Consider the following 24,272-nt stretch of genomic DNA (forward strand, 5'->3'; position numbering starts at 1 on the left):
ACCAGGTACTGGAGACCGTCGTGAGAGCAGTAGGTGTCGAGCGGTACGGGGGGCCCGAGGTCCTGCGGGTCGTCGAGCTTCCCGAACCGCACGCCGGGCCGGGGCAGGTCCGGATCCGGGTGCACGCCGCCGCCGTCAACCCGGCCGACACGTTGCTGCGCGCGGGCGTGGTCGACCATCTGCTGACCGAGCTCGACCCGCCCTACCGCCCCGGACAGGACGCGGCGGGCGTCCTGGACGAGATCGGTCCGGGCACGCAGACCGACCTGCGGGTCGGCGACCGGGTCATGGCGATCGTGACCCCGATCGAACCCTCCGGTGGTGCCTACGCCGAGTACATCGTGCTCGACGCCGACCAGGTGGCGCACGCACCGGCCGGGAGCAGCCACGCGGAGGCGGCGACGCTCCCGCTGAACGGGCTCACCGCGCGCCTGGCTCTCGACATGCTCCGGCTGCCACCTGGGCGCACGGTCGCGGTGACCGGAGCCGCGGGGGCCGTCGGTGGGTACGCCGTTCAGCTCGCGAAAGCCGACGGGCTGCGCGTGCTGGCCGACGCCTCGCCGTCCGACGAGGAGCTCGTGCGGCGACTCGGGGCCGACGTCGTCGTCGCCCGTGGGGCCGACGTCGCGGAACGCTTCCGCGCCGCCGCCCCGGACGGCGTCGACGCGGTGATCGACGCCGCGCTGCTCGGCACCGCTGTGCTGCCCGCCATCCGTCCGGGCGGCGCGCTGGCGCTGTTGCGCAGCACGGGCGAACCCGGCACCGACCTGCTCGCTGGCCTGCCGAACGGGGTCACGGTCCACGAGGTGTACGTCCCGCAGTACGGCCATGCCCGCGACAAGCTCGAACAGCTGGGTCGCCTCGCCGAACAGGGGGCGCTGTCCCTGCGTGTCGCCGGCACCTTCCCGCCGGAGCGAGCCGCCGACGCTCACAGGGCCTTCGAGGCAGGTGGCGTCCGCGGCCGCCAGGTCCTCGAATTCGACCATCAGAACCAGGAGAACGTGTGAACACCATCGGAGTCGGCATCATCGGGGCCAGCCCGGGACCCACCAGCTGGGCGGCGAACGTCCACGTCCCCGCATTGCAGGCACTGTCGGCCTACGAGCTGCGCGCCGTCAGCACCAGCCGCCGCGCGTCGGCGGACGCCGCCGCGGCCACGTTCGGGGTGGACGCCTTCGACAACGCGGCCGACCTGATCGCCCACCCCGACGTGGACCTGGTCGTGGTGGCGGTCAAGGTGCCGGAGCATCACGCCCTGGTCAGCGCGGCTCTCGCGGCCGGAAAGATGGTCTACAGCGAGTGGCCGCTGGGCACCGACCTCGCACAGGCCCGGGACCTCGCCGCCCGTGCCGACGCCGCCGGTGTCCGCACCGCCGTCGGCCTGCAGAGCAGGTTCGTGCCGGAGGTCCGCAGGGTCCGGGAGCTCGTCGATGCCGGTTACGTCGGGGACGTGCTCGGCACGACGATCGTGGGCTCCGGGACGTCCTGGGGGGCGACCACCCACCGCGGGCAGACCTACCTCTTCGATGCCGCCAACGGCGTGACCCCGCTGACCGCGTCGGCCGCCTACGGCCTCGATGCCATCGCGTTCACGCTCGGCGAGCTCACCCGCGTCACCGCGACCGCTGCGGTCCGCCGCGCCACCGTGCGGATGGTCGACGACGGTACGGACGTTCCCGTCACCACGCCCGACCACATCGCGCTGACGGGAACTCTCCGCTCCGGCGCCGTGGTGTCCGCCTACTACCGCGGGGGAGTGTCCCGTGGTGAGAACCTGCGCTGGGAGATCAACGGCACCGACGGCGACCTCGTACTGACCTCGCCGCTCGCCAACGGCAACATCCAGGCCACCCAGCTCGTCCTCGCCGGCGGCAGCGGCACGGAGACGGTGGTCAAGGAGCTCGCGCAGCCGGTGCCCGACGACCCGGAGGTCGCCGCGATCTCGACGCCCCCGGCGCGGGCCGTCGGGGGGCTGTACGCCGCGCTGGCCCGCGACATCCGGGAGAACCGGAACGAGGTGCCAGACTTCGCCGCCGCGGTCCGGATGCACGCCTTCCTCGACACGATCACGGCAGCGACCACGCCGGAACGGGCGTTGCTGGTCGGATGAGCGAGGAAAACCTGTATCGGCGCCTGGTGGACGTCGAGGAGATCAAGCAGCTGAAGGCCCGATACTTCCGCCTCCTCGACACCAAGGACTGGGACGCCTGGCGCGGGCTGTTCACGGCGGACGCCCGCATCGAGGCCGGCGGCGTCGCGATGGCTCTCGACGAGTTCGTCACCGTCACGCGTAGGTGGATCGAGGACGCCTCCACCGTGCACACCGGGGGCATGCCCGAGATCGTCATCACCGGCCCGGACACCGCCACCGGCATCTGGGCGATGCACGACCTGCTCCGATTCCCCGAGGACGGCGGGGAGCCGCGCGGAATGGACGGCCACGGCCACTACCACGAGCAGTACCGGCGAGTCGACGGTCGCTGGCACATCGAGGCCATGACACTGACCCGCCTGCGGGTCGACCTGCTCAGCGGCGGCGTTCCCGATGTCTGAGCAGGCCGACCCGGCCGGTCAGCTGTACCACGTGGGCTCGGGGAGCTCGTCCTTCAGCAGGTACGCCCCCACCTCGCGGCGCTTGTAGAACACCGGGTCGTGCAGGGTGTGGGTCCGGACGTTGCGCCAGAACCGGTCGAAGCCCAGCGCCCGCGTCGTCGAGCGGGCCCCGGTGCCCTCCAGCACCCGGCTGGTGACCTCCAGCGCCACGTCCGTGGCCCTCGCCTTCACCGCGGCCACCCGGACCTCGTGCTCGCCGCGCTGCCGCTCGGTGACGTTCGCCGCGTCGCGGTGGATGGCCAGGCCCTCCTGTGCCACCTGGTCGGCGAGTGCCTCGACGGCCCACAGCTTGGACGCGAGGTCGCCGTACAGGTCCAGCTGGTACGGCTCGTCGACCGCGCGCTCGTGCCCGCCGTGCAGCCACGCCCGCGTCTGCGTCCTGGTGTACTCCACCGCGGTCTCCAGGGCGCCGCGGGCGACGCCCAGGTAGAAGCTGACGAACACGAGCTGGATCGTCGGGACGTTCAGGGTGTTGTAGACGCGCGGCTGGAACGCCTTGTCCACGAAGCCCGCCGCGGCGCCCCACGGCACGTGGACCTCGCTGATCGTGACGCTGCCGCTCTCGGTGAGCCGCTGGCCGATGTTGTCCCAGTCGTCGTGGAAGGTGATGCCCGGCTGGTCGCTCGGCACGATGGCGAAGACGTGCGTGTCGGTGCCGTCCAGCACGCCCTCCAGCACCGTCACGTCCGAGACCTTGCTCCCCGTCGAGAACGACTTCCGTCCGTTGTAGACGATGTGGTCGCCGTCGTCGCGGATCACCACGTCGGCGTCGCGGGGGTTCACGGCTCCGCCGAAGAACCAGCGGTTGCGGGTGGCGTCGGCCTCCACGGCCGCGATCTGCTCGGGGGTGCCCACCAGCCGCGCGGCCCAGAACCACAGGTAGTGGTAGCCGAGCAGCTGGCCGATCGACCCGTCTCCCGCGGCCACCTCGCGCACCACCCGGTAGGCGAGCGGCCACTCCTGGCCGCCGCCCCCGCGCTCGACGGGGCCGAGCAGGGTGACGAGCCCGGAGTCCTTGAGCAGGGCGATCTCGGCGTAGGGGGTGGCGCCTGCCTGGTCGCGGGCGGCCGCGTCGGCGGCGAGGATCGTGCGCACCTCGCGGGCGCGGGCCAGCCATTCGTCGGGGGAGGCCGGAGCGGGCAGGGCCGCCCAGTCCGGGGTCGTGGTCGGACGGTTCTCGAGCGTGGTCATGGTCGTTCCTCTCGTGGTCGGCGTCCTGGGGCGGCAGTCGCTTCGGTCAGCGACAGCCGCTGGACGCGACCCGGAGGAGGTCGATGTGCCTGCGCCGGGTGAGGAGCACGGCTCAGCGGGTGCTCGACGTGCTCAGCTCGCGGGCGTCGAGCTCCGCCTCCTTCTCCCGGATGATCGGGAGCACGTGCCGGCCGAAGTACTCGACCTCCTCGTGGTAGTGCAGGAAGCCGAGCAGCAGCAGGTCGGCCCCGCGGCGCTTGTACTCGATCGCCCGGTCGGCGATCTGCTCCGGCGTGCCGATCAGCTGGGTGCGGAAGCCGTCGTTGTACTGGACGAGATCGTCGAACGACGAGTCCGCCCACATTCCGCGCTTGTCCGATGTGGACGATCCGGCCTGCTGCACGGCCCCGCGGAAGCCCTCGACTGCCACCGCGTCGGCCTTCGCGATGATCTCGCGCAGGGTCTCGCGCGCCTCCCGTTCCGAGTCGCGGGCGATGAGGAAGCCGTTGAGACCGAACCGCACCTGCCCGAGGCGGCCGGCGTCGGCGGCGTGCCCGTTGACCTCCTGCACCTGCTCGGCGAACCCGTCGTAGTCCTTGCCGTTGGAGAAGTACCAGTCGGACACGCGGCCGCCGTTGCGACGGGCGGCGGTGGAGTTGCCGCCCTGGAAGATCTCCGGGTGTGGTCTGCCGGGCACCTCGACGGGCTTGGGCTTCAGGTCGAAGTCGTGCAGCCGGTAGAAGTCGCCGCGGAACTCGGCGTGGTCGCTGGTCCAGATCTCCCGCAGGACCCGGATGAACTCCTCGGTGCGCCGATAGCGCTCGTCGTGCTCCAGCCAGGGCTCGCCGAGCTTGGTGAACTCGTCCTTGAACCAGCCGGACACGACGTTCACCGCGGCGCGTCCCCCGGAGAGGTGGTCAGCCGTGGAGATGAGCTTCGCGAGCACGCCGGGCTGCCAGAGCCCGGGGTGCACGGCGGCGATGACCTTGAGCCGTTCGGTGGCGAGCAGGAGCGCGAGCGAGAAGCTCGTGGACTCGTGCTGGTAGGCGGCGCCGTAGCTGGCGATGTAGCGCACCTGGCTCAGGGCGTACTCGAACCCGTTCGCCTCGGCGAGCTGAGCGAGCTTCCGGTTGTAGTCGTACCCCCAATCCGTGCGCTGCTCGATGGTGCTGGTGACGAGGCCGCCGCTGACGTTGGGCACCCAGTAGGCGAACTTCAGCGGAGCCTGTTCGGCGTGGGACATGGCGGGGCAACTCCTCGATGCGAGGGAAGAGTGCGGGGGCTGTGGCGGAGCGTGGACCGCAGGTCAGGAAGCCGGACAGCGCGGTGCGACACGGTGCGCGCAGGCCACGGCCGGGACACGACCCGGGGCGGCTGACTGCGGCACGTTCCGAATACAGCACACATCCCAGGTGAGCGCCACATAATCCCAGATAGGGGACGGTGTTCCGCGCTGCCCGGACAATTGCTACCGAGCGTGCGGAAAGTCGGCCGAGCGGCTCACCGGCGCCCACTGCGCCGCCTCGGCGGCCCGGGAGCGGGACGACCGCTCGGCCGCCTCCACAGCGTCCGAGCCGAGGAGCAGCCGCAGCGGCGGCTCGGCAAGGTCGACGAGATCGACGATGATCCGGGCGCCACGCGCGGGGTCCCCCGGTGCCGATCGGTCCATACCGGCGCGCCGGCGGTTCATCGCCCCGACGGTCTCCTCGTAGTCGGGCCCGACGGGGGCGAGGCGCATCGACGAGCCCGCCCAGTCGGTGCGGAACGCGCCCGGCTCGATGATGGTGACCTTGATGCCCAGCGGCTTCACCTCGTTGTTGAGCACCTCGGAGAAACCTTCGACGGCGAACTTCGCGGCCTGGTACGCGGCGGCGCCCGGGGAACCACCCACGCGCCCGCCAACGGAGGAGAACTGTACGAAGTGGCCGGAGCGCTGTGCACGCAGTACCGGCAGGGCGGCCTTCGTGACGTTGACGACGCCGAAGAAGTTGGCCTCGACCTGCGCGCGGAAGTCCTCGTCCGGGGTCTCCTCGATCGCCGACGAGTTCGCGTAGCCCGCGTTGTTCGCAACCACGTCGAGGTGGCCGAACTCGTCCACGGCGAACTGCACAGCGGCGCGCGCGGCCTCGGCATCGGTGACGTCCAGGGCGAACGTGCGGGCGCGGTCGCCGTACTTCTGTACGAGGTCCTCGACCTGCTCGCGACGGCGGGCGGTGGCGACCACCTGGTCCCCCTTCTCGAGTGCGGCGACGGCGAGCTCGCGGCCGAAGCCTCGCGAGCTGCCGGTGATGAGCCATGTCCTGGTCATGCTTCGTTCCCCTGTTCTGTCGGATCGGATGGCGTCAATCCGACGATGTGGCGTCTTCTGTCGTCGCCTGCCGGGTGAAGCCCCCGAGGTGCGTCGGCAGGACGGTGATGGGGACGTCCGGTCCCACTGCCCGGCGCAGCATCTCGAGAACGGTCGCGGTGAGCTGTCCGTAGATGCGGATGTTCGTGGTGCCTTCGAGGGTCTCGGTGTAGGAGAGGTTCGATCGGTCCGCGAGGACCCGCATGTGGTGCTCGAAGGAGTCGCTGTCCGGATGGACCTGGACGTACTCGACTTCGGTGCCGTCGCCGCTGAGGAACTGGTGGAAAGCGATGAGGCGCGGCTCGTTCTCCTCGATGAAGTCGACCCAGCCGGGTACGCGCCGCTTCTCGTCCGCCAGCCTGCCCTCTCGGATCTTGTTGGTGGCTATGAAGACGAACGCGGCGGACATCTGCCGACCCTCCTGATGCGCTACCAAGTAACTGTCACATCAACGTAGCAGTACAGACGTCTCATGCCACTCGATCGAGGACTCTGATCCATGAGGTGCCTCACATGGCTAGGCTGGACCTGTCATGAGAGCTGATGCCGCGCGCAACATCGACGCCGTCCTGCGCACCGGAGCGCGGCTGCTCGCCGAGGACCCGGCCACGAGCATCGCCACCATCGCGGCCGAGGCGGGGGTCGACCGGCGCACCGTCTACCGGCGATTCACCACGCGGGAGGCCCTGCTCGCCGCCGTCTTCCAGGCGAAGCTCGACTCGGCCGAGCGCGTGCTCGACGACGCCAGGCTCGTCGAGGCGCCGGTGGCGGTGGCCCTGCACCGTTACGTGGAGGGCATCGTCCCGGTCAGCCGGGAGTGGCCGGTGGACGTGCGCCGGATGATGCGTGCCGACCCGGAGGCACACGCGCGCCGGGAGCAGCAGAGCCATCGGCTCGACGTGTTCCTCCAGCGGGCGGCCGACGACGGTCTCCTGCGAGCCGACATGCCGCCCGGTTGGACCCGTGCCGTCCTGGACCAGCTCGTCGACTCCGTCGCCCACGCCTTCCCGCGGGTCGAGCCCCCGCAGGCCGCCGACCTCGTCGTCGACACGCTGCTGGTCGGTGTGGGCCGGCGCTGACGACTACCGGGGGGCGATCGACGCGCAGGCGGCCTGCACGCGGTCGGGCACGAAGGCGTCGGGGCGGGAGTCGCCGAGGGCGCGGGCCTCGTCGACGATCTCGCGCAGCGCGTCGGCCTGCTGCGAGCTGAGCCCGCGGTGCTGGTAGTCGTACCCCTGGTCGGGAGCCCCGCGGAGGTCCTCCGCGGCCCAGTAGGTGAGCTGGTTGACGCACACCGTCACGGGATCCGGCGGCGGCGGGGTGGCGCTGAACTGCGGGGGTGCCGGCGGGACCGGTCCGGCGGCGCAGCCGGCGAGCACCGCGCCGAGAAGCGCCACCCCCAGCCACCCCACGGCCCGCGTCACCGGCGGAGTCTGACCGACCACCCCAGGTTCAGGAAAGCCACTTTCAGGCCCTCTGCGGGCAGGAAAGTGGCTTTCCTGAACCTCGGGGCGCGCTGCGCCGGCGGTCAGACCACTCGGCGGAGCCGGAGTTTGCCGGCTGCGAGGGTCAGGGCACTGAGCACGATCATGATGGCGGTCGTGATGCCCTGGAGCGGCCAGTAGTTCGCGTCCGGCTGGTAGTCCCGGTAGATCGAGACAGCGCCGGCATCGTGCGCGCAGACGCGCATGTCGTCCGACGCGCATTGACGGTAGACGGCGGCGACGTCGATCCGGTTGCCTGCGGCGTCGAGGAAGCCGAGGTCCCGCGGCATGGTGCCCGGGCCGGTGTTCGTGTCCCAGCCGCGCCACGTGTCGGCGAGCGGGTCGGTCATGGTGCTGGCGGGCAGGTAGTCGTAGCGGCCGTAGACAACCACGAAGAAGACGAGCGTCCAGCCGAGGACGGTCACCACGATCGTGGCGAGCGAGTTGCGGAGCAGCAGCCCGGCGGCCGCCGCGATGGCGAAGGCCAGGAGGGCGTAGCCGACCGGCAGCACGCCGGACAGGTCGAAGTCCAGCGGCTCGATGCGGTAGTGCTCGTAGAGCACCGCGAACGGTGCCAGGGCCCACGACGCGACGAGCGTCAGCCCGGCGACGGCGACGAGGACCGGCACGAGCGTCACCGCGATGCCGGTGGCCCACCAGCGGGTCCGGCTGGTCGCTTGGGTCAGGGCGAACACCTGGGTGCGCTGCTCGAACTCGCGTGCGAACAGCCCGGCTCCGGCGATCATCCCGACGATCGGGGCGAGGACCCACAGCCACGCCCGCGCGGGACCCTGGAAGCCGCGGAAGGACTGGTAGAGCTCGTAGCGCCGACCGCCGTCGGTGCAGTCGACCGCGCGGTCCGTCAGGCATGCGGTGACGCCGAGCTCGGCGGCGGCGCCGGTGAGCAGCAGCCGCGCGGCGACGAGGACGAGCGCGGTGCCGCCCAGCAGGGCCGCGCAGAGCAGCAGTGCAGCGCGTTGCCTGCGCCAGACCAACCAGGTCATGCCGCGCTCCCGGTGCTCGTCGGTGCAGGTTCTTGCTGCAGGTAGCCGAGGACGAGGTCGTCCAGTGTCGGTGTGACCGCCCGGAACCCGGGTGGGACCTCGGTGTCGCGGATCAGGGCCGTGGTCTGTCGCCCGACGGTCGACCGGTGCACCACGTGCCCGGCGCCCGGATCGGCGGCGCTGTCGGCGGGACCGGTGAGATGCCGGTGCGCGGCGAGAAGCTCCTCGACCTCACCGCAGAGCCGGACCCGGCCGTCGCGGAGCAGGACGAGGTAGTCGCACGAGTCCTCGAGGTCGGCGATCACGTGGGAGGACAGCAGCACCGTCGTGCCGGTCTCGGCGGCCTCCGCGAGCAGGGTCGCCATCACCTGCTTGCGGGCGAGTGGATCCAGCTCGGCCAGCGGCTCGTCGAGAAGCAGCAGCTCAGGCCGGCGTCCCAGCGCGAGCGCCAGCGCCACGCGGGCCCGCTGCCCCGGGGAGAGCTCTCCGACCCGCTCGCCCAGCCCGATCTCGGCCTCGTCGACCAGCCGGAGCACGTACGGCGTGTCCCACCGGCCGCGCGCGTTGAGCACGGTCCCGGCGCGCAGCATCTCGTCCACCCGCAGGGCCCCGTAGAGCGGCTTGTCCTGAGCGACGAAACTCGCCCCGGCCGCCATCCCGGAGCGGCCGGGATCGACGCCGAGCACGTCGACCCGCCCACTCGTGGGGCGCATCAACCCGCTGGCCAGCATGAACGCGGTGGTCTTTCCGGCCCCGTTGGGCCCGACCAGCGCGGCGATCCGGCCGCCGGGCAGCTCCAGCTCGCAGTCGCGCAGCGCCCAGCGCCGTCGGAACCGCTTGCCGACCCCGTCGAACCGCAGGACGACCCCCTCACCCATCCCTGCCATCCCTTCGGAAGTGCCGATCGCGGACGTCGGCGACCAGCGCGTCGATGTCCTCGTGCTCGAGCCCCGCGGCCGTGGCCTGTCTCATCCACTGCTCCAGGTCGGCCCGCAGCCGCGCGTCGACCTCCGAGCCGGGCCGGGCGAGGGACCGCAGCACGAACGTGCCCAGCCCGGGGCGGGGCTCCACCAGACCCTCACGTTCGAGCTCGCGATAGGCCTTGAGCACCGTGTTGGGGTTGACCGCGGTGCGGCTCACCACGTCCTTCGCGGTTGGCAGCCGGTCACCCGGCTGCAACGCTCCGAGCCGCAGCGCCTGCTTCGTCTGGGCGACGATCTGCAGGTAGGTGGGCACCCCCGAGCGTCGCTCGATCCGGAACTCCACCCGTTCACCCTCAAACAACTAAGTAGTTAGTGGAATGATGGTGGTGCGGGCGGACGGAAGTCAAGCCCAGCGGCCGCCGAAACCGAGCACCCGAGTTCAGGAAAGCCACTTTCCTGCCCGCAGAGGACCTGAAAGTGGCTTTCCTGAACTCTCGGGGCTGCCCCCGGCGGGTGCTCTTAGCGGCCCCCTGCTGTCGAGCGTTCGAGGCGGGCGGCCTCGCGCTGGGCGCCGTCGGTGAGGGTGCCGCCGCGGGAGCCCGCGAGCTTGGCGCGCAGGTGCTCGCCGACGGTCACCGGCTCGTACAGGGCCGGGTGTCCGGAGTCGAGGCACGTGGGCAGGGGCGCGATGACGGCGTCGACGTTGCCGTCGTGGAAGAACGCCGCCGAGCGCCGGGGGACCAGCACGCCGTCGACCCGCGGGGCGGCGACGCGGTGGATGGTCGAGATCCACTGGTCGTTGGTCCAGCGGGCGAGTGCGTCGCCGAGGTTGACCAGCAGGGCCCCGGGGGCCGGCTGCACCGGGTGCCACCGGCCGTCGAGGTCGAGGATTTCGAGGCCGGGGACGGCGTCGGCCCACAGCACGGTGACGATCCCGTAGTCGGTGTGCGCACCCATCCCGACCTGCTCGGGCTCCAGCGCGACGGCCGGGGAGGGGAGCCGATAGTTGATCATCCGCAGGACGTCGACGGAGTGGTCCGTCGACGGGACGAAATAGTCCTCACCCAGTCCGAGTGCGCGGCCGAAGATCCTGGTCATCGTGCGGGCGACGCCGCCTGCCGCGGTGAACCAGGCGTCGACGGCCGGTTGGAAGCCGGGCACGTCCGGCCAGATGTTCTCCTCGTGGTCGTCGGGCGAGAGGGTGAGGGTGGGGAAGTCCGAGGCCTGCGTGCCCACGTTGAACGCCTCGAACAGGTCGGCTGCGCTCGTCAGGCCGAGGCTGTTCGCCAGTGCCTCGGACTTCGGCGGGGTGTAGCCGCGGTTGATCCCGGGCGGGCAGCGGTAGGCGACCTTGGTGTCGAGGTCCTGGCCGAAGAAGGCGTCGGTGGCGGCGGTGAACGCGTCGAGCGTCCCCTGCGGGATGCCGTGCCCGACGATCTGCATGAAACCGACGGTGCGGGCGGCATGGTCGACGGCCGCGGCGACGGCGGCACGTGCGGTGTCGTCGGCGTCCGTGCGGAACGGGGTGATGTCGATGACGGGGACGTCGAGGACGCCGTTGCGGGTCAGGGCTCCGGTCATGAGCGTGCTCCTCTCGAGTGGACGGGTTCAGCCGATGGTTGTCGCGGGCCGGACGGTGCGGCGGGCGAGCAGCAGGTAGACCAGTCCGCCGACGGCCAGTCCGGCGGGCGCGCTGAGGTCCAGACCGCCGGTGGCGGAAGCGAGTGGCCCGGCGTAGACGCTCGTGTGGAGCCAGAGGGTGGCGGCGGCCATCCCCGCGACCTGGGCCACCAGGCCCGCGGTGCCGAACCCCCGGTCCCGGTCGTCGCCCACCGGACCGTCGTCGGCGAGCCTGCGGAGGTCGTAGCGGCCGTCACGCAGGAGGTAGTCGACGACGAACACGGCGGCCCATGGCGCGAACCACACGATCATGAAGAGCAGGAAGTCGCTGAGGATCCTGCTGAAGTCGCCGGAGAAGACGACCGCGAGGGTGACGACGGTGCAGATGGCCCCGTCCAGCACGACGGCCTGCCAGCGTCCGATCCGCACGCCGATGGCCTGCAGGGTGACCCCGGAGGAGTAGAGGTCGACGGCGTTCAGCGCGAGCATCTGCACGATCAGCAGGACGAGGTAGGGCACGACGAACCACAGCGGGAACGCCGCAGGCAGACCGCTGATCGGGTCCGACGCGGCGGGGACGACGAGCCCGACGCCGACGCCGAGCAGCATGAGCAGCGACTGCGGGACCGCACCGCCCAGCGCGACCGAGGCGACGAGGCGGCCCCGGCTGGTCGATCGGGGCAGGTATCGGGAGTAGTCGGCGGCGTTCGGCGACCAGCCGAGCCCGGAGGCGGATGCGGCGAGGGCGACGCCGCCGAGGAACACCGCCCACCCCGCCGGTTCCCGGGGGGCCACGGTCAGGTGGCCGGCGGTGAGCCACGCGAGCACCACGAACAGCGCCGCGAACGGCAGTACCAGCGTCCGGAGGACCCGGCTGACGGCGGCGTGCCCGATCACGGGCAGCACGCTCTGCACCACGGCGAGGACCAGGACCACCGCGATCGTCCCGCCCGTGCTCAGCCGGAAGCCGGCGAGGGAGAGCAGCGCGACCACGGCGAAGGTCATCAGGACCATGTCGAGCACCTCGTAGCCGAGCTGCATGACCCAGTTGAAGAACGCGATCGGCCGGTTCCCGTGGCGGCCGAAGGGCGCCCGGTTGATCGTGAACGTGGTGGTGCCCGCAGCGGGGCCCGCCAGGCTGCAGAGCCCGGTGACCAGCCAGGTGAGGTTGCCGACCACGACCGCCAGCAGGCACTGCCACCAGGTCAGACCGAACCCGACCAGCAGCGCCCCGTAGACGACGACCTGCACGTTGAGCACGACGCCGCTCCACATCAGGCCGGTCTGACGCGCGGTGCCGTGCCGTTCGCCGTCCGGGATGTGCTCGATGCCGCGCTTCTCCACGCCCAAGCGATTGGCGGCAGGAATCATGTGGCCGGGCGGAGCGGGCTGTGCGAGCGCTTCGGTGTCGCCGGTGCCGGTCTGTAGAGCCATCGGGCATACTCCTGCCACAGCTGTCGCGTAGTCGGGGCGGGCGTCGGCGCGCGCCCCGAGGTACCGGGATCGAGCTCTTGATAAGTACCAGCAGTCAAAGTGGCCGTTTTGAATGTCCTAGGCGTTCGGAAACTGTAACCAATGTGTGAACGATGACGTCAGCGGACGAGGCGGCGTTGAACGCCAGGGTCGGCGCCGCCGTGCGGGCGCTGCGTGAGAAGTCAGGCTTCTCGATGCGGGAGCTGGCGCGCCGGTCCGGAGTGAGCCAGCCGTTCCTGAGCCAGATCGAGCGCGGGGTGAGCGCGCCCTCGATGGTCACCACGTACCGGCTCGCCGAGGCCCTCGGGGTGCTGCCGGGAGCGCTGCTCCCGGCGCCGGCCGCCGCGCAGGTCACCGTCGTGCGCTCGGGAGAAGGCCGCGGGATCCCGGTGGCGAACCGGCCCGATGCCGCGGTGGGGCGTGCACTGTTGATGCAGCCCGGCAACCCGCTGGAGATCGTCGAGTACCGGATCGACCCCGGCCAGCACATCGCCGAGTGGTTCGAGCTGCCGGGGGACTGCGCGGTCTACGTCGTCGACGGCCGGCTCGACGTCGAGGTGCAGGGGTACGGAGTCGTCCGGCTCGCCGCGGGCGACCTCGTCTCCCACCCCGCGGCCCTGCCGCACCGCTGGCACCTCGTCGACGGCGGAGCCGCCCACGTCCTGTTCGCCATCGCCCACCCGTCGGAGGGAGCGCGCCGCCGTCCTCCGCAGCCGTGACGCCCACCGGTCGGAACGCACTCCTAACGGGCGGGTGACGGCGTGCGCAGCCGGGCGGCATCGCGGCCGGGCGAGACGCCGAACATCCGGCGGTACTCCCGGCTGAACTGGGACGGGCTGTCGTAGCCGACCGCGAACCCCACACCGGCGACGGTGCCGGGCTGGGCGATCAGGCGGGCCCGGGCCTCCTGCAGCCGGACCTGCTTCTGGAACTGGATCGGGGTCATCTCGGTGACCGCCCGGAAGTGGCGGTGGAAGGAGCTGACGCTCATCGCCGACATCTCGGCCAGGTCCTCGACCCGGATCGTCTGGTCGTAGTGGCCCCGCAGCCAGCAGATCGCGCGGCCCAGGTGGGACAGGTGGCTGTCGGCCAGGCCGATCTGGCGGACCATCGCGCCCTGCTCGCCGCTGACCAGACGCCAGAGGATCTCGCGCTCATAGCCGGGTGCCAGCGCGGTGACGTCCTGAGGCTGCTCCAGCAGACCCAGCAGGCGGGCGGCCGCGTCCAGCAGCGCGGGTCCGGCGTCGCTCACCGCGATACCGCGTACCGGACCGGGCCGCACGGCCGCGGCGGTCTCCCGCAGCAGCGCCGCGATCGCCCCCGGGTCCAGACGCAGGATCAAGGCGAGGAAGGGCTCGGCGGCGGAGGCGCGGGTGATGGCGCCCGTGACCGGCAGGTCGACCGAGACGACGAGGTACTGGCCCGCGCCGTAGGAGAAGACGCGGTCGCCGAGAACGGTCTTCTTGGCGCCTTGCACGACCACCGCCACCGTCGGCTCGGCCATGCTCCCGACGGGCTCGGTGGTCGTGGCCGAGGCCATGACGCCGACGCCGGGCAACGCCGTGGGCGTCACGCCCTCACCGGCGTGACGGCTGATCAGCGAGCGCAGCCGGCCCAGCGCGTCCATGGGTGGCAGCCAACCACCTCCGTGCTGGATCCGGGGACGGTTGGCAGGATCGTGCATTCATCGAGCAGGATCGGTCTACGGCGGGTCGCCGGTCCGGTGCTGTGCTGGAGGCATGCCTGCACTCGACTCCTACGTGACCCTCGGCCGCTCCGGCCTGCGCGTCAGCCCGCTCACCCTCGGCACGATGACCTTCGGCGAGGACTGGGGGTGGGGCGCCGACCCGGAGACCAGCCACCAGTTGCTGTCGACCTATCTCGACGCCGGCGGCAACTCCATCGACACCGCCAACATCTACACCAACGGCCACAGCGAGAAGATCGTCGGCGACTTCCTCGCCGCCCGGCCGGGCCTGCGCGACCGCGTCGTCCTCGGCACGAAGTTCTTCGGCAACCTGCACCTCGGCGACCCCAACGGCGGCGGCGCCGGGCGCAAGGCGCTCATCGAACAGTGCGAGCAGTCGCTGCGCCGCCTGCAGACCGACTACGTCGACCTGCTGTGGCTGCACAACTGGGACCGCAGCACGCCGATCGAGGAGACCTTGCGGGCCCTCGACGATCTGGTCCGCGACGGCAAGGTCCGCTACCTCGGCTTCTCCGACGTCCCGGCGTGGGTCGCCAGCGAGGCGCAGACCATCGCGCACTTCCGCGGCTGGTCGCCGGTGGTCGCGCTGCAGGTGGAGTACTCGTTGCTCGCGCGCACCGTCGAGGGCGCGCAGATCCCGATGGCCCGGGCGCACGGCATGGGCGTGATGACCTGGAGCCCGTTGAAGAACGGGCACCTGTCGGGCAAGTACCGCCGTGACCGCGCGGTGCCCGAGGACGCCAGGCGCGCCGAGATGGTCAGCGGGACGAGCGAGGCCGAGTGGGCCGTGGTCGACGAGGTCGACGCGGTGGCCGCCGAGCTCGGCGCGGCGCAGGCGGCGGTCGCGATCGCGTGGGTGATGGGCCGTCCCGGAGTCGCGTCGACGCTGCTCGGCGCGCGCACCCCGCAGCAGCTGCAGGCCAACCTCACCGCGCTGGACGTCACGCTCGACGACGTGCAGCGCGCCCGGCTGGATGCGGTCTCGGTGCCCGCGCTCGAGTTCCCCGCCCAGTACCTCGCGCATGCGCCGATCCTGCAGTTCGCAGGGGCGACGGTCGACGGCGTGACCCACGCCGCCAACCCGCCGCTCGCCGGCAGCCGGACCCGCTACTAGTCGAGATCGGTGTCGCCGGGACCGGCACTCGCGGCACCGGCCGACAGCAGCCTCTCCGCCAGCACGCGGCAGCGCCTCCCGAGCTCCGGTGGGTCGAGCACCTCGAAGTCGTGCCCCAGCAGGAGCACGTGCATGAGCAGGAAGTCGAGGTTCCCGGCGCCGCTGAGCACCTCGCAGAGCTCGTTCCCCCGCGGCTCCACGACGGCCGCCGACGCCGGGACCTGCGCACGCACCGTGTCGGCCGGCGCGTGCACGAGGAAGCGCGCCTGGTACGGGTAGGCCCGGCTCGCCACACCCTCTTGCACGTAGGTCGCCGCGTCGGGCGCCACACGCGGGCGGAAGCGCCAGCTCCGGGCCGAGACGCCGGTCATCCGGTCGACGCGGAAGCTGCGCCAGCCGTCGCGATCGAGGTCGTAGGCGAGGAGGTACCAGCGCCGGTCGGAGGCGACCAGGCGGTAGGGCTCGACCCGCCGCCGTCGCACCTCGCTCCGGGACGGGTAGTCGAAGCCGGCCTCGACCTCGTCCCTGCAGGCTCTGGCCAACGTGGTGAGCACCTCGGGGTCGACCGGCGTGCGGCCTCCGCCGAAGGACTCCACCGAGCCGGCCAGCGCACGCACCTCGTGCCGCAGCCGGACGGGCAGCACCTGGTCGAGCTTGGTCAGCGCCCGCAGTGCGGCGTCGCCCGCGCCGGTGACCGCGCCACCCGCGCCGGCGAGCAGCGAGACCGCGGTGGCGATCGCCTCCTCGTCGTCGAGAAGCAGCGGCGGCAGGTCCTGCCCCGGGCCGAGCCGGTAGCCGCCGCCGACACCCTGGCCGGCATGCACCGGATAGCCGAGCGTGCGCAGCCGCTCGACGTCGCGCCGCACCGTGCGCGCCGTGACCCCGAGCCGTTCGGCGAGCTCGGGGCCGGTCCAGAGCGGGCGCTGCTGCAGCAGCCCGAGCAGGGTGAGCACCCGCTCCGTCGTCCCCCGCTCGGCACCGCTCGCCATGCCCATGTCGCCCAGCCTGCCCGAGATAGCGGACCGATCCTGTCCGCCAGGGGTGTCAGGGTGATGCTCATGAGTCGACAGATCCAGGTCACCTTCGATGCCCACGACCCGCGGGCGCTCTCGTCCTTCTGGCGCGACGTGCTGGGCTACGTCCATCCCGGACCGCCCGGCGTCGACCTGCCCGAGGGCGCCGACCCGATGGCCGCGTGGGATGACTTCCTCGTGCGGATCGGCGTGCCGGAGGAGGAGCGCACCACGAGATCGGCCGTCGAGGACCCGGAGGGGCGTGGTCCTCGGCTGTTCTTCCAGAAGGTCCCGGAGGGCAAGCTCGCCAAGAACCGCGTCCACCTCGATGTCCGGGTGGCTCCCGAACTGCGGGGGGACGAGCGGATGGCGGCGCTGGAGGCCGAGTGCGACCGGCTCGTCGCACTGGGGGCCACGCGCGTACGGCGCGACGAGCCCGCTCCTCCCTTGAGCCCCGGCGTCATCGTGATGACCGACCCCGAGGGCAACGAGTTCTGCCTGGACTGAGAAATTCCACCATCGGAGGAACAACCTGACTGAGGGTATTCCACCCGTTCAGTGGTGTTGCGCTGTTTGTTGCCGTATGCGGCGCCCGCTAGGTTCCGCACGTGCGCAGGCTCCCCGTCGAAGCGCGCTGAGTCCGAGCGTCGGAATCATTCCGGCTCGCATGAGGAGACGTCTGTGTCGAAGAAGATTGGAATCGTGGCGGTCGCCGCCACAGCCGGGATGCTCGCGCTGAGCCCACTGGCGTTCGCGAACGACGACGGCGACCGTGACCGCGGTGGCAGCGGGACGGGCTCGTTCCGGTTCTGGCTCGACGACGACGTGCAGCGGGAGCAGATCAACCGCTGCACCTCCGAGCGGACCATCAACGGGCTGCCGCCCACCACGCCCGCCCCGGTCCCGCCGCTGGTGGTCCAGGAGCAGAGCGGCAACTGCGTCAATGTTCCCGATGGCGCAGAGCGGACCAGGCCCACGCCACCTCCCACGACGACGGTTCCCCCCGCCCCGACCGATACGTACACGAGGTCGAACATCATTACGGCCGCCCCCGGCACGCCCCCGAACGAGGACAGCGCCTACTGCGATCCCGGCGACACCCGGCTGGACTTCTCGTACACCGACCCGTCCGGAGTTGCTTTCGGGCCTGCTTACCCAGCTCAGTTCCAGGACCGCCAGGGCGCGACCATCGCGTACAGCAACCCCACCAGCGAACCGGCGCAACTCAGCGTCACCGTCCTCTGTGAGGACACCAACTCCGACCTCTGAGCGCACTGCCTGCGCAGCTCCGAGGTCCGGACACTAGGACGCGACCGCGATCCCCGGGATGTGCTTGAGCTCGCCGAGCAGGGCGGAGGAGACGGTCACCGAGAATCCGTCGATCGCCAGCGGTGTCTCCCGGTTGCGGTAGCACAGCACCAGCGTCAGCGGGGTGCTGCCCGAATGCGCCACGAGCGCCGACTTCAGCTCCGACACCACCGCGTGGTCCAGTTTCAGTGCGTCGGCCTTGAGCACGAGCGGCGCCTCACCCAAGCCTGCCTGCGCGGCGGCCACGTCGAGAGTGATGATTCCCGACGCGAAGATCGACATCCGTTGTTCGTCGCGGATGTTGACCCGTCCCTTGACCGCGACGGCCGAGTCGGCGATGAGGTCCTCGTGCATCGCGAGGTACGACTTCGGGAAGAACAGCACCTCGATGGCGGCGTCGAGGTCTTCGATCGTGACGATCGCCCAGGGCTCGCCCTTCTTGTTCACCCGCCGGTCGACCGAGACGATCATGCCGGCGATGGCGACCTCACCTTCCTTCGGCGGGTCGTCGAGGATCGCGGCGATGGGCCGCGGAGCGTGCTTGCGCAGAATCCGCTCGGTTCCGTCGAGGGGATGCGCGGAGACGTAGAGCCCGAGCATCTCGCGCTCGTAGGCGAGCATCTGCTTCCGCGGCCACTCCTCGTCACCGATCTTCAGGTGGGCGAGCGGCGAGCTCTCGGCGGGCGGCGGGCCGTCACCCATGCCGCCGAACAGGTCGAACTGGCCGCGCTCCTCGTGGCGCTTGAGGTTGGTGACCGCGTCGACGGCATCCTCGTGGACCATCAGCAGCGACTTGCGGGGCTGGCCGAACGAGTCGAATGCGCCTGCCTTGATCAGCGACTCGATGGTGCGCTTGTTGCAGCAGACCAGGCTGACCTTCTCGAGGAAGTCGCTGAACGAGGTGAACCGGCCCTTGTTCTTGCGGGTCTCGATGATGGCTTCCACGACGTTGGCGCCGACGTTGCGCACCGCTCCGAGCCCGAAGCGGATATCGCCGCCGACCGCGGAGAACCACAGGTCGGAGTCGTTGACGTCCGGCGGGAGGACCTTGATGCCCATCCGGCGGCACTCGGCCAGGTAGACGGCCGATTTGTCCTTGTTGTCGCCGATCGAGGTCAGCTGGGCAGCCATGAACTCGACCGGATAGTTGGCCTTCAGATAGGCCGTCCAGTACGCGACGAGCCCGTAGCCTGCGGTGTGTGACTTGTTGAAGGCGTACCCGGCGAAGGGCAGCATGACGTCCCAGAGGGTCTGGCACGCCTCCTCCGAGAAGCCCTTGCCGGTCATGCCGGCACGGAACCCCTCGAACTCCTTCTCGATGATCTCCTTCTTCTTCTTGCCCATCGCGCGGCGCAGCAGGTCGGCCTGGCCGAGGCTGTAGCCGGCGAGCTGCTGGGCGATGGCCATCACCTGCTCCTGGTAGACCAGCAGGTGGTAGGTCTCGCCGAGGATGGGGTCGAGCGCGTCCTGGAGCTCCGGGTGGATCGGAGTGATCTTCTGCCGCCCGTTCGAGCGCTCCGCGTAGTCCATGTGCGCGTTGGCGGCCATCGGGCCCGGCCGGTAGAGCGCGAGCGCCGCGGCGATGTCACCGAAGTGGGTGGGCGCCATGGCCTTCAGCAGCGTCCGCATCCCACCGCCGTCGAGCTGGAACACGCCGAGCGTGTCGCCGCGGGTGAGCAGCTCGTAGGTCTTCTTGTCGTCCAGTTTGAGCGTCGGCAGGTCGATCTCGATGCCGTGGTTCGCGGCGACGGCTTTCACCGCGTCGTCGACAACAGTGAGGGTGCGCAGCCCGAGGAAGTCCATCTTCAGCAGGCCGATGTCCTCACACGACGGGAAGTCCCATCCGGTGATGACAGAACCGTCGTCGCGCTTCCACAGCGGGATGACGTCGAGCAGCGGTTCGGAGGACAGAATCACCGCGCAGGCGTGCACGCCTGCGTTGCGGACCAGTCCCTCCAGCCCGCGCGCGGTGGACATGATCTTGCCGACCTCGGGGTCGGTCTCGGAGAGGGTCCGGACCTCCGTGGCTTCCGCGTACCGCTCGTGGGTCGGGTCGAAGATGCCGGAGAGCGGAATGTCCTTCGCCGCGATAGGCGGCGGCAGCGCCTTCGAGATCCGGTCGGCGATGGAGAAACCGGGTTGCCCGTGCAGAACCCGGGCCGAGTCCTTGAGCGCGGCCTTGGTCTTGATCGTGCCGAAGGTGATGACCTGGGCGACGTTCTCCTCGCCCCACTTGTCGACGGTGTAGCGCATCACCTCGCCGCGCCTGCGCTCGTCGAAGTCCAGGTCGATGTCGGGCGGGCTCACCCGCTCCGGGTTCAGGAACCGCTCGAAGATGAGCTTGTGCTCGATCGGGTCCAGGTCGGTGATGTGCAGGATGTAGGCCACGAGCGAACCGGTTGCCGAGCCCCGGCCGGGCCCGACGGCGATCTTCTGGGACTTGGCCCAGCGAACCAGGTCGCCGACCACCAGGAAGTAGCCCGGGAAACCCATCTTCGAGATCACGCTGAGCTCGATCTCGATACGTTCTTTGTATTCGGCTGACAAGCCGTTGGGGAATCGCGACGGCGTGTACTTCTCGACGTCCGCGCGGAGCAGGTCGTCTTCCGTCTCGCCGGGCTGCAGCGGGAATCGCGGCATCCGGTCGATCTCGGCGTAGACCTCGGCGTACGACTCGACGCGTTCAGCGATCAGCAGAGTGCTGTCGGCGGCCCCCGGGACTTCTTTGTCCCAGTATTCGCGCATCTCCGCCGCGCTCTTCAGGTAGTAGCCGTCGCCGTCGAACTTGAAACGGTTCGGATCGTCGAGGGTCTTTCCCGACTGCACGCACAGCAGAGCGGAATGCGCTTCGGCCTGATCCTTCGTCACGTAATGCGAGTCGTTCGTGGCGACCGGCGGCAGATCGAGCTTCTTCGCGATCGTGAGCAGGCCCTCGCGAACCGAGCGTTCGATCGGCAGGCCGTGGTCCATCAGTTCGAGGAAGAAGTTCTCCCGCCCGAAGATGTCGCGGTAGTCGCTCGCCGCCTGCAGCGCTGCGGCTTCCTGGCCGAGACGTAGCCTGGTCTGCACTTCTCCGGACGGGCAGCCGGTGGTGGCGATGATTCCTTCCGCGTGTTCCGCGACGAGTTCGCGGTCCATGCGCGGCTTGCGGTAGTAGCCCTCGAACGAGGCCAGGCTGGAGAGTCTGAACAGGTTCCGCAGGCCGGTGGCGTTGCGGGCCACCATCGTCATGTGCGTGTACGCGCCCGCGCCCGAGACGTCGCCGCCCTCACCGAACTCGTCAGAACCCCGCTGCGACGCCTGGCCCCAGAAAATGGGTTTCTTGATGTGCCGGCTGGCTGGCGCGAGATACGCCTCGATACCGATGATCGGTTTGACGCTGCTCTTCGTGGCGCGGCGGTAGAATTCCGCAGAGCCGTACATGTTGCCATGGTCGGTCATCGCCACCGCAGGCATGTCGAGGCGCTCGGCCTCGCTGAACAGCGCATTTACTTTCGCTGCGCCGTCGAGCATCGAATACTCGGTGTGCACATGCAGGTGAACAAATGAATCCGCCACAGGCCCCGTCTCTCCCTCGCGCTGCCCGACAGTTCTACCAGGCCTTCGGGCCCGCGCCTCCCAGGTCCCGGCGCGCGTCGTCGAAGCGGCTTGTGCTCGGGGCTGAACGGGTGGGCGGCGCGTCCGGGGCCGCGCAGGCCGGGGCTGCCGCCTCGGCGCCGGGAGGAGTCATGCGCCCGGCTCGCCGATCGTGATCCAGTAGCGCCGCACGGCGCCGAGTCCGGTGTCCCGGACCTCGTCGAGGACACCGCCGTTGCGCTCGATCGTCCGCGCCGAGGCGATGTTGTCGGCCGCACAGACGACCAGCACCCGGTCCAGGCCGATTCCCCGCGCCTCGCCGAGCATCCTGCCCAGGGCCCAGGTGGCCAGTCCGCGTCGGCGCGCGGACGGGCGGACGCCGTAGCCGATGTGGCCGAGCCGCAGCACGTGGTCGTCGGGTCCGTGCCGCAGTGCGATCCCGCCGAGCACCCGGTCGTCCTCGACGATCCACCGGCACGTGGCCCGCAGCCGGCCGGCCTCCACCGGCTTCGCCGGATCCGACCCGTCGACGAGTCGCGCGACCCAGGCCCTGAACCCGGCAGGCGAGTCGACCTCGTCGGACGGCCGCAGCCCGAAACCGTCCTCGTGGACGCCGGGCCCCCAGTCGTCACGTGCCTCGAGCCAGGCGGTGTGCAGGCGTGCGGTGGGCGCGATCAGGTCGGGCACACCGTGACGATAGTGATCGGACCGGCCGAGGAGCACGGCCGCCGCATCGGCATCGTCGCCGCCCCCCGAGAACCTGAAGAACGTTGGATGTACGTAGCCCGGAGCGGCTTCAGTGACGTTCCGGGCCTTTCACGGGGAGCGAACTTCAGGGGAGCGCGACCTCACACGGAGGCGAGTTCATCCTTGATCATCTGCGCGAGCGCGGCCGGCTGCGACAGGAAGGGGGAGTGGGAGGTGTTGCTCCGCAGCACCTTTTCCGTGCGCTTCGCGAAGAGCTCCTGTACGAACGGCGGAACGGCGTCGTCGGACTCGCACAGAATGTACGTGCTGGGAATTTCCTTCCAGGCGACCTCCGTCAGCGGCTGGGTGGTCGCGAGGTAGGACATGTAGCCCAGGTCGGCGACCGCCTGCTCGGCGACGGCAGGGTCGACGTCGCGGTAGAAGATCGCGGCAGGATCGTTGGCCGTGATGTAGGTCTGGGCGTCCCCGTCCTGCTCGTGGATCACCCAGAACGGCGGAGGGGTGCCCCCGGCGCTCGAGAGCAGGGAGTCACCCTCGTCGAGCAGGAACGCCGCCAGATAGACGATGCGCCGGACATTGCTCAGTCCGGCGAGTGCCTGAGTGGTCGGAACACCGCCGTAGGAGTGTGCGAGCACGACCAACGGGCCGTCGATCGCCTCGGCTGCGGCGCGGATGGCTGCGGCGTCGGAGTACATGTCACCCAACGTCGTCAGATCTTCGCCGGTGCTGGCCAGGGCAACGGTGTGGACGTCGACGCCGTCGAGCTCGTCGATCAAGTACCGCAGGTGCGCGGGCTTGTGCCAGGCACCGGGGACGAGCAGGAGCGAAGGAAGTGTCACGGAAACCTCTGTCAGGAAGAACGGACATAGAAGATCAGCGCGGTGAGCCGAAAAGTAGATATAGGACGCTACGACCTCGCGATCCGCGGTCGCGTTTCCGGGTGGCCCGCGTTGATCACCGCGAGCACTGTACATCGATCTCCAACCGTGCAGTTTTCGATCTGCTGGGAGTCGAGGGACGTACCGGATCAGTCGGCGAACGGCACGACCGGTGGCCGCAATGTTGTGCCCGTGGCGCGAACAAGGGCCGTTCGTGATGAAATGCCCGATTCCCGGGGTAATGATCGACCGGAGCAGTTCTCGACCGCCGTGCGCGAGGTCCCGCCAGGACATGGGTTTCACGATCGTGTCGGCGAACGCGACGCCACGCACCCGGCCCGGATGGCGGGCCGCCCAGTCAAAGGCGAGTGCGCCGCCCCAGTCGTGTCCGAGGAGGACGACGCTGGCCAGGCCGAGGGTGTCGAACCACGCGTCCAGGTATCGGGCCTGGTCGTCGAACGTGTAGGTGATGCCCGGCTTACCCGAGCCGCCCATCCCGATCAGCATCAGGGTCCGTGCCTCGGGTGGCGTCCGGCGCCGATGCCCTGGGAGGACACGACGCACGGCAACAGGCTCGCAACCGTCGAAGCTGAGCGGCTGTGGATCGAGCGACTCCGATCGACCTGGAGAAGGGGGTTCCCTTTCGTCCATGACCGGAGCGCTGGGCGTGGGCAGGATTGCGCCCCATGCGGACTCATGAGGAAGGCGGACCGGCCGATCTGGAGGAGCGGGGGTGGCAGGCACTGGCCACCGAAGGGGCGGGCGCCGAGTTCTATCGCGAGGTGCTCGACGACACGGTGGTGATGCTGCTGCCCGGCGGCCTCGTGCTCGACGACCGGGCCGCGATCATCGAGGCGATGAGCGGGCCGCCGTGGTCGACGTACCGAATCGAACGGCTGACCGAGCACCACCCGACGGCGGACACCGGGCTCGTCACCTACGAGGTGGCGGCTCGGCGTTGACAACCTCGGTGGCGGAGTCGGCGGCGACGACCTGCCCGCCGATCCAGTGGCCGGCCACGCTGAGTGTGAGTGCTTCTGACATGGCTCCACCGTGCGTCAGCGCAGCCGTGGCATCCATGTCATGACAGTCCCCGGATAACCGGGCCAACGCACCGTCCGTAGTGGCGAGATCGACGTGGGAGTGGTGGGGGCGCGGGGCACGGGGCGTCGGAGTTCGACCCGATGCACCGGATCCCGGTGGTCGAGAGCCTCGGCGCCACCCTGGTCACCGGCGCCACCCTGCGCCTGACGGCCCCCGACGAGACCTACCCGCTGTAGCGGCGCCCGGTCCCGGCCGGCGGAACGGGCGC

At 70.4% G+C, this 24,272-nt stretch carries 25 protein-coding genes; 9 read left to right on the forward strand and 16 right to left on the reverse strand.

Going from position 1 to position 24,272, the window contains the following annotated elements; translation table 11 throughout:
* Positions 1–20: 20 nt before the first annotated feature.
* The 3 genes from ACQPZA_RS03370 to ACQPZA_RS03380 are packed head-to-tail and all read left to right on the forward strand — an operon-like array spanning position 21 to position 2,553.
* Positions 21–1,007, forward strand: coding sequence for an NADP-dependent oxidoreductase (locus ACQPZA_RS03370; protein WP_433278276.1), 987 nt, complete (start codon positions 21–23; stop codon positions 1,005–1,007).
* Positions 1,004–2,110: a Gfo/Idh/MocA family protein gene (locus ACQPZA_RS03375; protein WP_433278278.1), complete on the forward strand. Its 1,107-nt coding sequence runs from the start codon at positions 1,004–1,006 to the stop codon at positions 2,108–2,110. Before ACQPZA_RS03370 ends, ACQPZA_RS03375 begins: the two co-directional genes overlap by 4 nt.
* Entirely contained in the window at positions 2,107–2,553 is a 447-nt protein-coding gene (locus tag ACQPZA_RS03380) for a nuclear transport factor 2 family protein (protein ID WP_433278280.1), read from the forward strand. The genes ACQPZA_RS03375 and ACQPZA_RS03380 overlap by 4 nt, the downstream gene beginning before the upstream one ends.
* An 18-nt stretch (positions 2,554–2,571) precedes the next feature.
* Here ACQPZA_RS03380 and ACQPZA_RS03385 read toward each other — a convergent pair whose 3' ends face one another.
* The 5 genes from ACQPZA_RS03385 to ACQPZA_RS03405 all read right to left on the reverse strand — a co-directional run bounded on the left by ACQPZA_RS03385 (position 2,572) and on the right by ACQPZA_RS03405 (position 6,560).
* Positions 2,572–3,804, reverse strand: coding sequence for an acyl-CoA dehydrogenase family protein (locus ACQPZA_RS03385; RefSeq protein ID WP_433278282.1), 1,233 nt, complete (start codon positions 3,802–3,804; stop codon positions 2,572–2,574).
* A gap of 46 nt (positions 3,805–3,850) precedes the next feature.
* Complete coding sequence (locus ACQPZA_RS03390; protein ID WP_433282661.1) at positions 3,851–3,913, reverse strand: putative leader peptide; 63 nt, start codon at positions 3,911–3,913, stop codon at positions 3,851–3,853.
* Positions 3,914–3,916: 3 nt separating this feature from the next.
* A complete protein-coding gene (sfnG, locus tag ACQPZA_RS03395) occupies positions 3,917–5,047 on the reverse strand; it encodes a dimethylsulfone monooxygenase SfnG (protein WP_433278284.1) in 1,131 nt (376 codons plus the stop codon).
* A gap of 225 nt (positions 5,048–5,272) precedes the next feature.
* The gene (locus tag ACQPZA_RS03400) at positions 5,273–6,112 is read right to left on the reverse strand and encodes an oxidoreductase (protein ID WP_433278286.1); all 840 of its coding nucleotides are present in this window, start codon (positions 6,110–6,112) and stop codon (positions 5,273–5,275) included.
* Between the two features lie 34 nt (positions 6,113–6,146).
* Entirely contained in the window at positions 6,147–6,560 is a 414-nt protein-coding gene (locus tag ACQPZA_RS03405) for a hypothetical protein (RefSeq protein ID WP_433278288.1), read from the reverse strand.
* A gap of 124 nt (positions 6,561–6,684) precedes the next feature.
* Between ACQPZA_RS03405 and ACQPZA_RS03410 the strand changes: the two genes are divergently transcribed.
* A complete protein-coding gene (locus ACQPZA_RS03410) occupies positions 6,685–7,230 on the forward strand; it encodes a TetR/AcrR family transcriptional regulator (RefSeq protein ID WP_169396094.1) in 546 nt (181 codons plus the stop codon).
* 3 nt (positions 7,231–7,233) lie between these two features.
* On the opposite strand, the gene ACQPZA_RS03415 is transcribed toward ACQPZA_RS03410, so the two are convergent.
* The 6 genes from ACQPZA_RS03415 to ACQPZA_RS03440 all read right to left on the reverse strand — a co-directional run bounded on the left by ACQPZA_RS03415 (position 7,234) and on the right by ACQPZA_RS03440 (position 12,616).
* Positions 7,234–7,575 (reverse strand): hypothetical protein, encoded by a 342-nt coding sequence (locus tag ACQPZA_RS03415; protein ID WP_433278290.1) that lies wholly within the window; start codon positions 7,573–7,575, stop codon positions 7,234–7,236.
* Between the two features lie 104 nt (positions 7,576–7,679).
* Entirely contained in the window at positions 7,680–8,639 is a 960-nt protein-coding gene (locus tag ACQPZA_RS03420) for a hypothetical protein (protein WP_433278292.1), read from the reverse strand.
* Positions 8,636–9,517, reverse strand: a complete 882-nt coding sequence (locus ACQPZA_RS03425) for an ATP-binding cassette domain-containing protein (protein WP_433278294.1) — start codon at positions 9,515–9,517, stop codon at positions 8,636–8,638. Before ACQPZA_RS03425 ends, ACQPZA_RS03420 begins: the two co-directional genes overlap by 4 nt.
* Entirely contained in the window at positions 9,510–9,905 is a 396-nt protein-coding gene (locus ACQPZA_RS03430) for a GntR family transcriptional regulator (RefSeq protein WP_433278296.1), read from the reverse strand. The genes ACQPZA_RS03425 and ACQPZA_RS03430 overlap by 8 nt, the downstream gene beginning before the upstream one ends.
* Positions 9,906–10,081: 176 nt before the next feature.
* Positions 10,082–11,143, reverse strand: coding sequence for an isopenicillin N synthase family dioxygenase (locus ACQPZA_RS03435; protein WP_433278298.1), 1,062 nt, complete (start codon positions 11,141–11,143; stop codon positions 10,082–10,084).
* Positions 11,144–11,170: 27 nt separating this feature from the next.
* Entirely contained in the window at positions 11,171–12,616 is a 1,446-nt protein-coding gene (locus ACQPZA_RS03440; protein WP_433278300.1) for a purine-cytosine permease family protein, read from the reverse strand.
* A gap of 152 nt (positions 12,617–12,768) precedes the next feature.
* On the opposite strand from ACQPZA_RS03440, the gene ACQPZA_RS03445 reads away from it, so the two are divergent.
* Positions 12,769–13,374 carry a helix-turn-helix domain-containing protein gene (locus tag ACQPZA_RS03445; RefSeq protein WP_433278302.1) on the forward strand — a complete coding sequence of 202 codons (606 nt, stop codon included), beginning with the start codon at positions 12,769–12,771 and terminating at the stop codon, positions 13,372–13,374.
* 23 nt (positions 13,375–13,397) lie between these two features.
* Here ACQPZA_RS03445 and ACQPZA_RS03450 read toward each other — a convergent pair whose 3' ends face one another.
* On the reverse strand, positions 13,398–14,282 hold the full coding sequence (locus tag ACQPZA_RS03450; RefSeq protein WP_433278304.1) for an AraC family transcriptional regulator: 885 nt from the start codon (positions 14,280–14,282) through the stop codon (positions 13,398–13,400).
* 112 nt (positions 14,283–14,394) lie between these two features.
* Between ACQPZA_RS03450 and ACQPZA_RS03455 the strand changes: the two genes are divergently transcribed.
* On the forward strand, positions 14,395–15,477 hold the full coding sequence (locus ACQPZA_RS03455; RefSeq protein ID WP_433278306.1) for an aldo/keto reductase: 1,083 nt from the start codon (positions 14,395–14,397) through the stop codon (positions 15,475–15,477).
* On the opposite strand, the gene ACQPZA_RS03460 is transcribed toward ACQPZA_RS03455, so the two are convergent.
* A complete protein-coding gene (locus ACQPZA_RS03460) occupies positions 15,474–16,466 on the reverse strand; it encodes a helix-turn-helix transcriptional regulator (RefSeq protein WP_433282663.1) in 993 nt (330 codons plus the stop codon). The genes ACQPZA_RS03455 and ACQPZA_RS03460 overlap by 4 nt on opposite strands.
* Positions 16,467–16,535: 69 nt before the next feature.
* Between ACQPZA_RS03460 and ACQPZA_RS03465 the strand changes: the two genes are divergently transcribed.
* Together ACQPZA_RS03465 and ACQPZA_RS03470 are read left to right on the forward strand one after the other, a co-directional pair.
* A complete protein-coding gene (locus ACQPZA_RS03465; RefSeq protein ID WP_433278308.1) occupies positions 16,536–16,997 on the forward strand; it encodes a VOC family protein in 462 nt (153 codons plus the stop codon).
* Positions 16,998–17,171: 174 nt separating this feature from the next.
* The gene (locus tag ACQPZA_RS03470) at positions 17,172–17,759 is read left to right on the forward strand and encodes a hypothetical protein (RefSeq protein WP_433278311.1); all 588 of its coding nucleotides are present in this window, start codon (positions 17,172–17,174) and stop codon (positions 17,757–17,759) included.
* Between the two features lie 33 nt (positions 17,760–17,792).
* Here the strand turns inward: ACQPZA_RS03470 and dnaE are convergent, their stop codons facing one another.
* The 3 genes from dnaE to ACQPZA_RS03485 form a co-directional block, all read right to left on the reverse strand.
* Positions 17,793–21,356 (reverse strand): DNA polymerase III subunit alpha, encoded by a 3,564-nt coding sequence (gene dnaE, locus ACQPZA_RS03475; RefSeq protein ID WP_433278313.1) that lies wholly within the window; start codon positions 21,354–21,356, stop codon positions 17,793–17,795.
* Positions 21,357–21,524: 168 nt separating this feature from the next.
* Positions 21,525–22,061, reverse strand: a complete 537-nt coding sequence (locus ACQPZA_RS03480; RefSeq protein ID WP_433278315.1) for a GNAT family N-acetyltransferase — start codon at positions 22,059–22,061, stop codon at positions 21,525–21,527.
* Between the two features lie 161 nt (positions 22,062–22,222).
* The gene (locus ACQPZA_RS03485; RefSeq protein ID WP_433278317.1) at positions 22,223–23,467 is read right to left on the reverse strand and encodes an alpha/beta fold hydrolase; all 1,245 of its coding nucleotides are present in this window, start codon (positions 23,465–23,467) and stop codon (positions 22,223–22,225) included.
* A gap of 179 nt (positions 23,468–23,646) precedes the next feature.
* On the opposite strand from ACQPZA_RS03485, the gene ACQPZA_RS03490 reads away from it, so the two are divergent.
* Positions 23,647–23,922 carry a DUF4440 domain-containing protein gene (locus tag ACQPZA_RS03490; RefSeq protein WP_433278319.1) on the forward strand — a complete coding sequence of 92 codons (276 nt, stop codon included), beginning with the start codon at positions 23,647–23,649 and terminating at the stop codon, positions 23,920–23,922.
* Positions 23,923–24,272 lie beyond the last annotated feature (350 nt).

This window comes from Pseudonocardia xinjiangensis, assembly GCF_050948425.1.
GTDB classification, from domain to species: Bacteria; Actinomycetota; Actinomycetes; order Mycobacteriales; family Pseudonocardiaceae; genus Pseudonocardia; species Pseudonocardia xinjiangensis.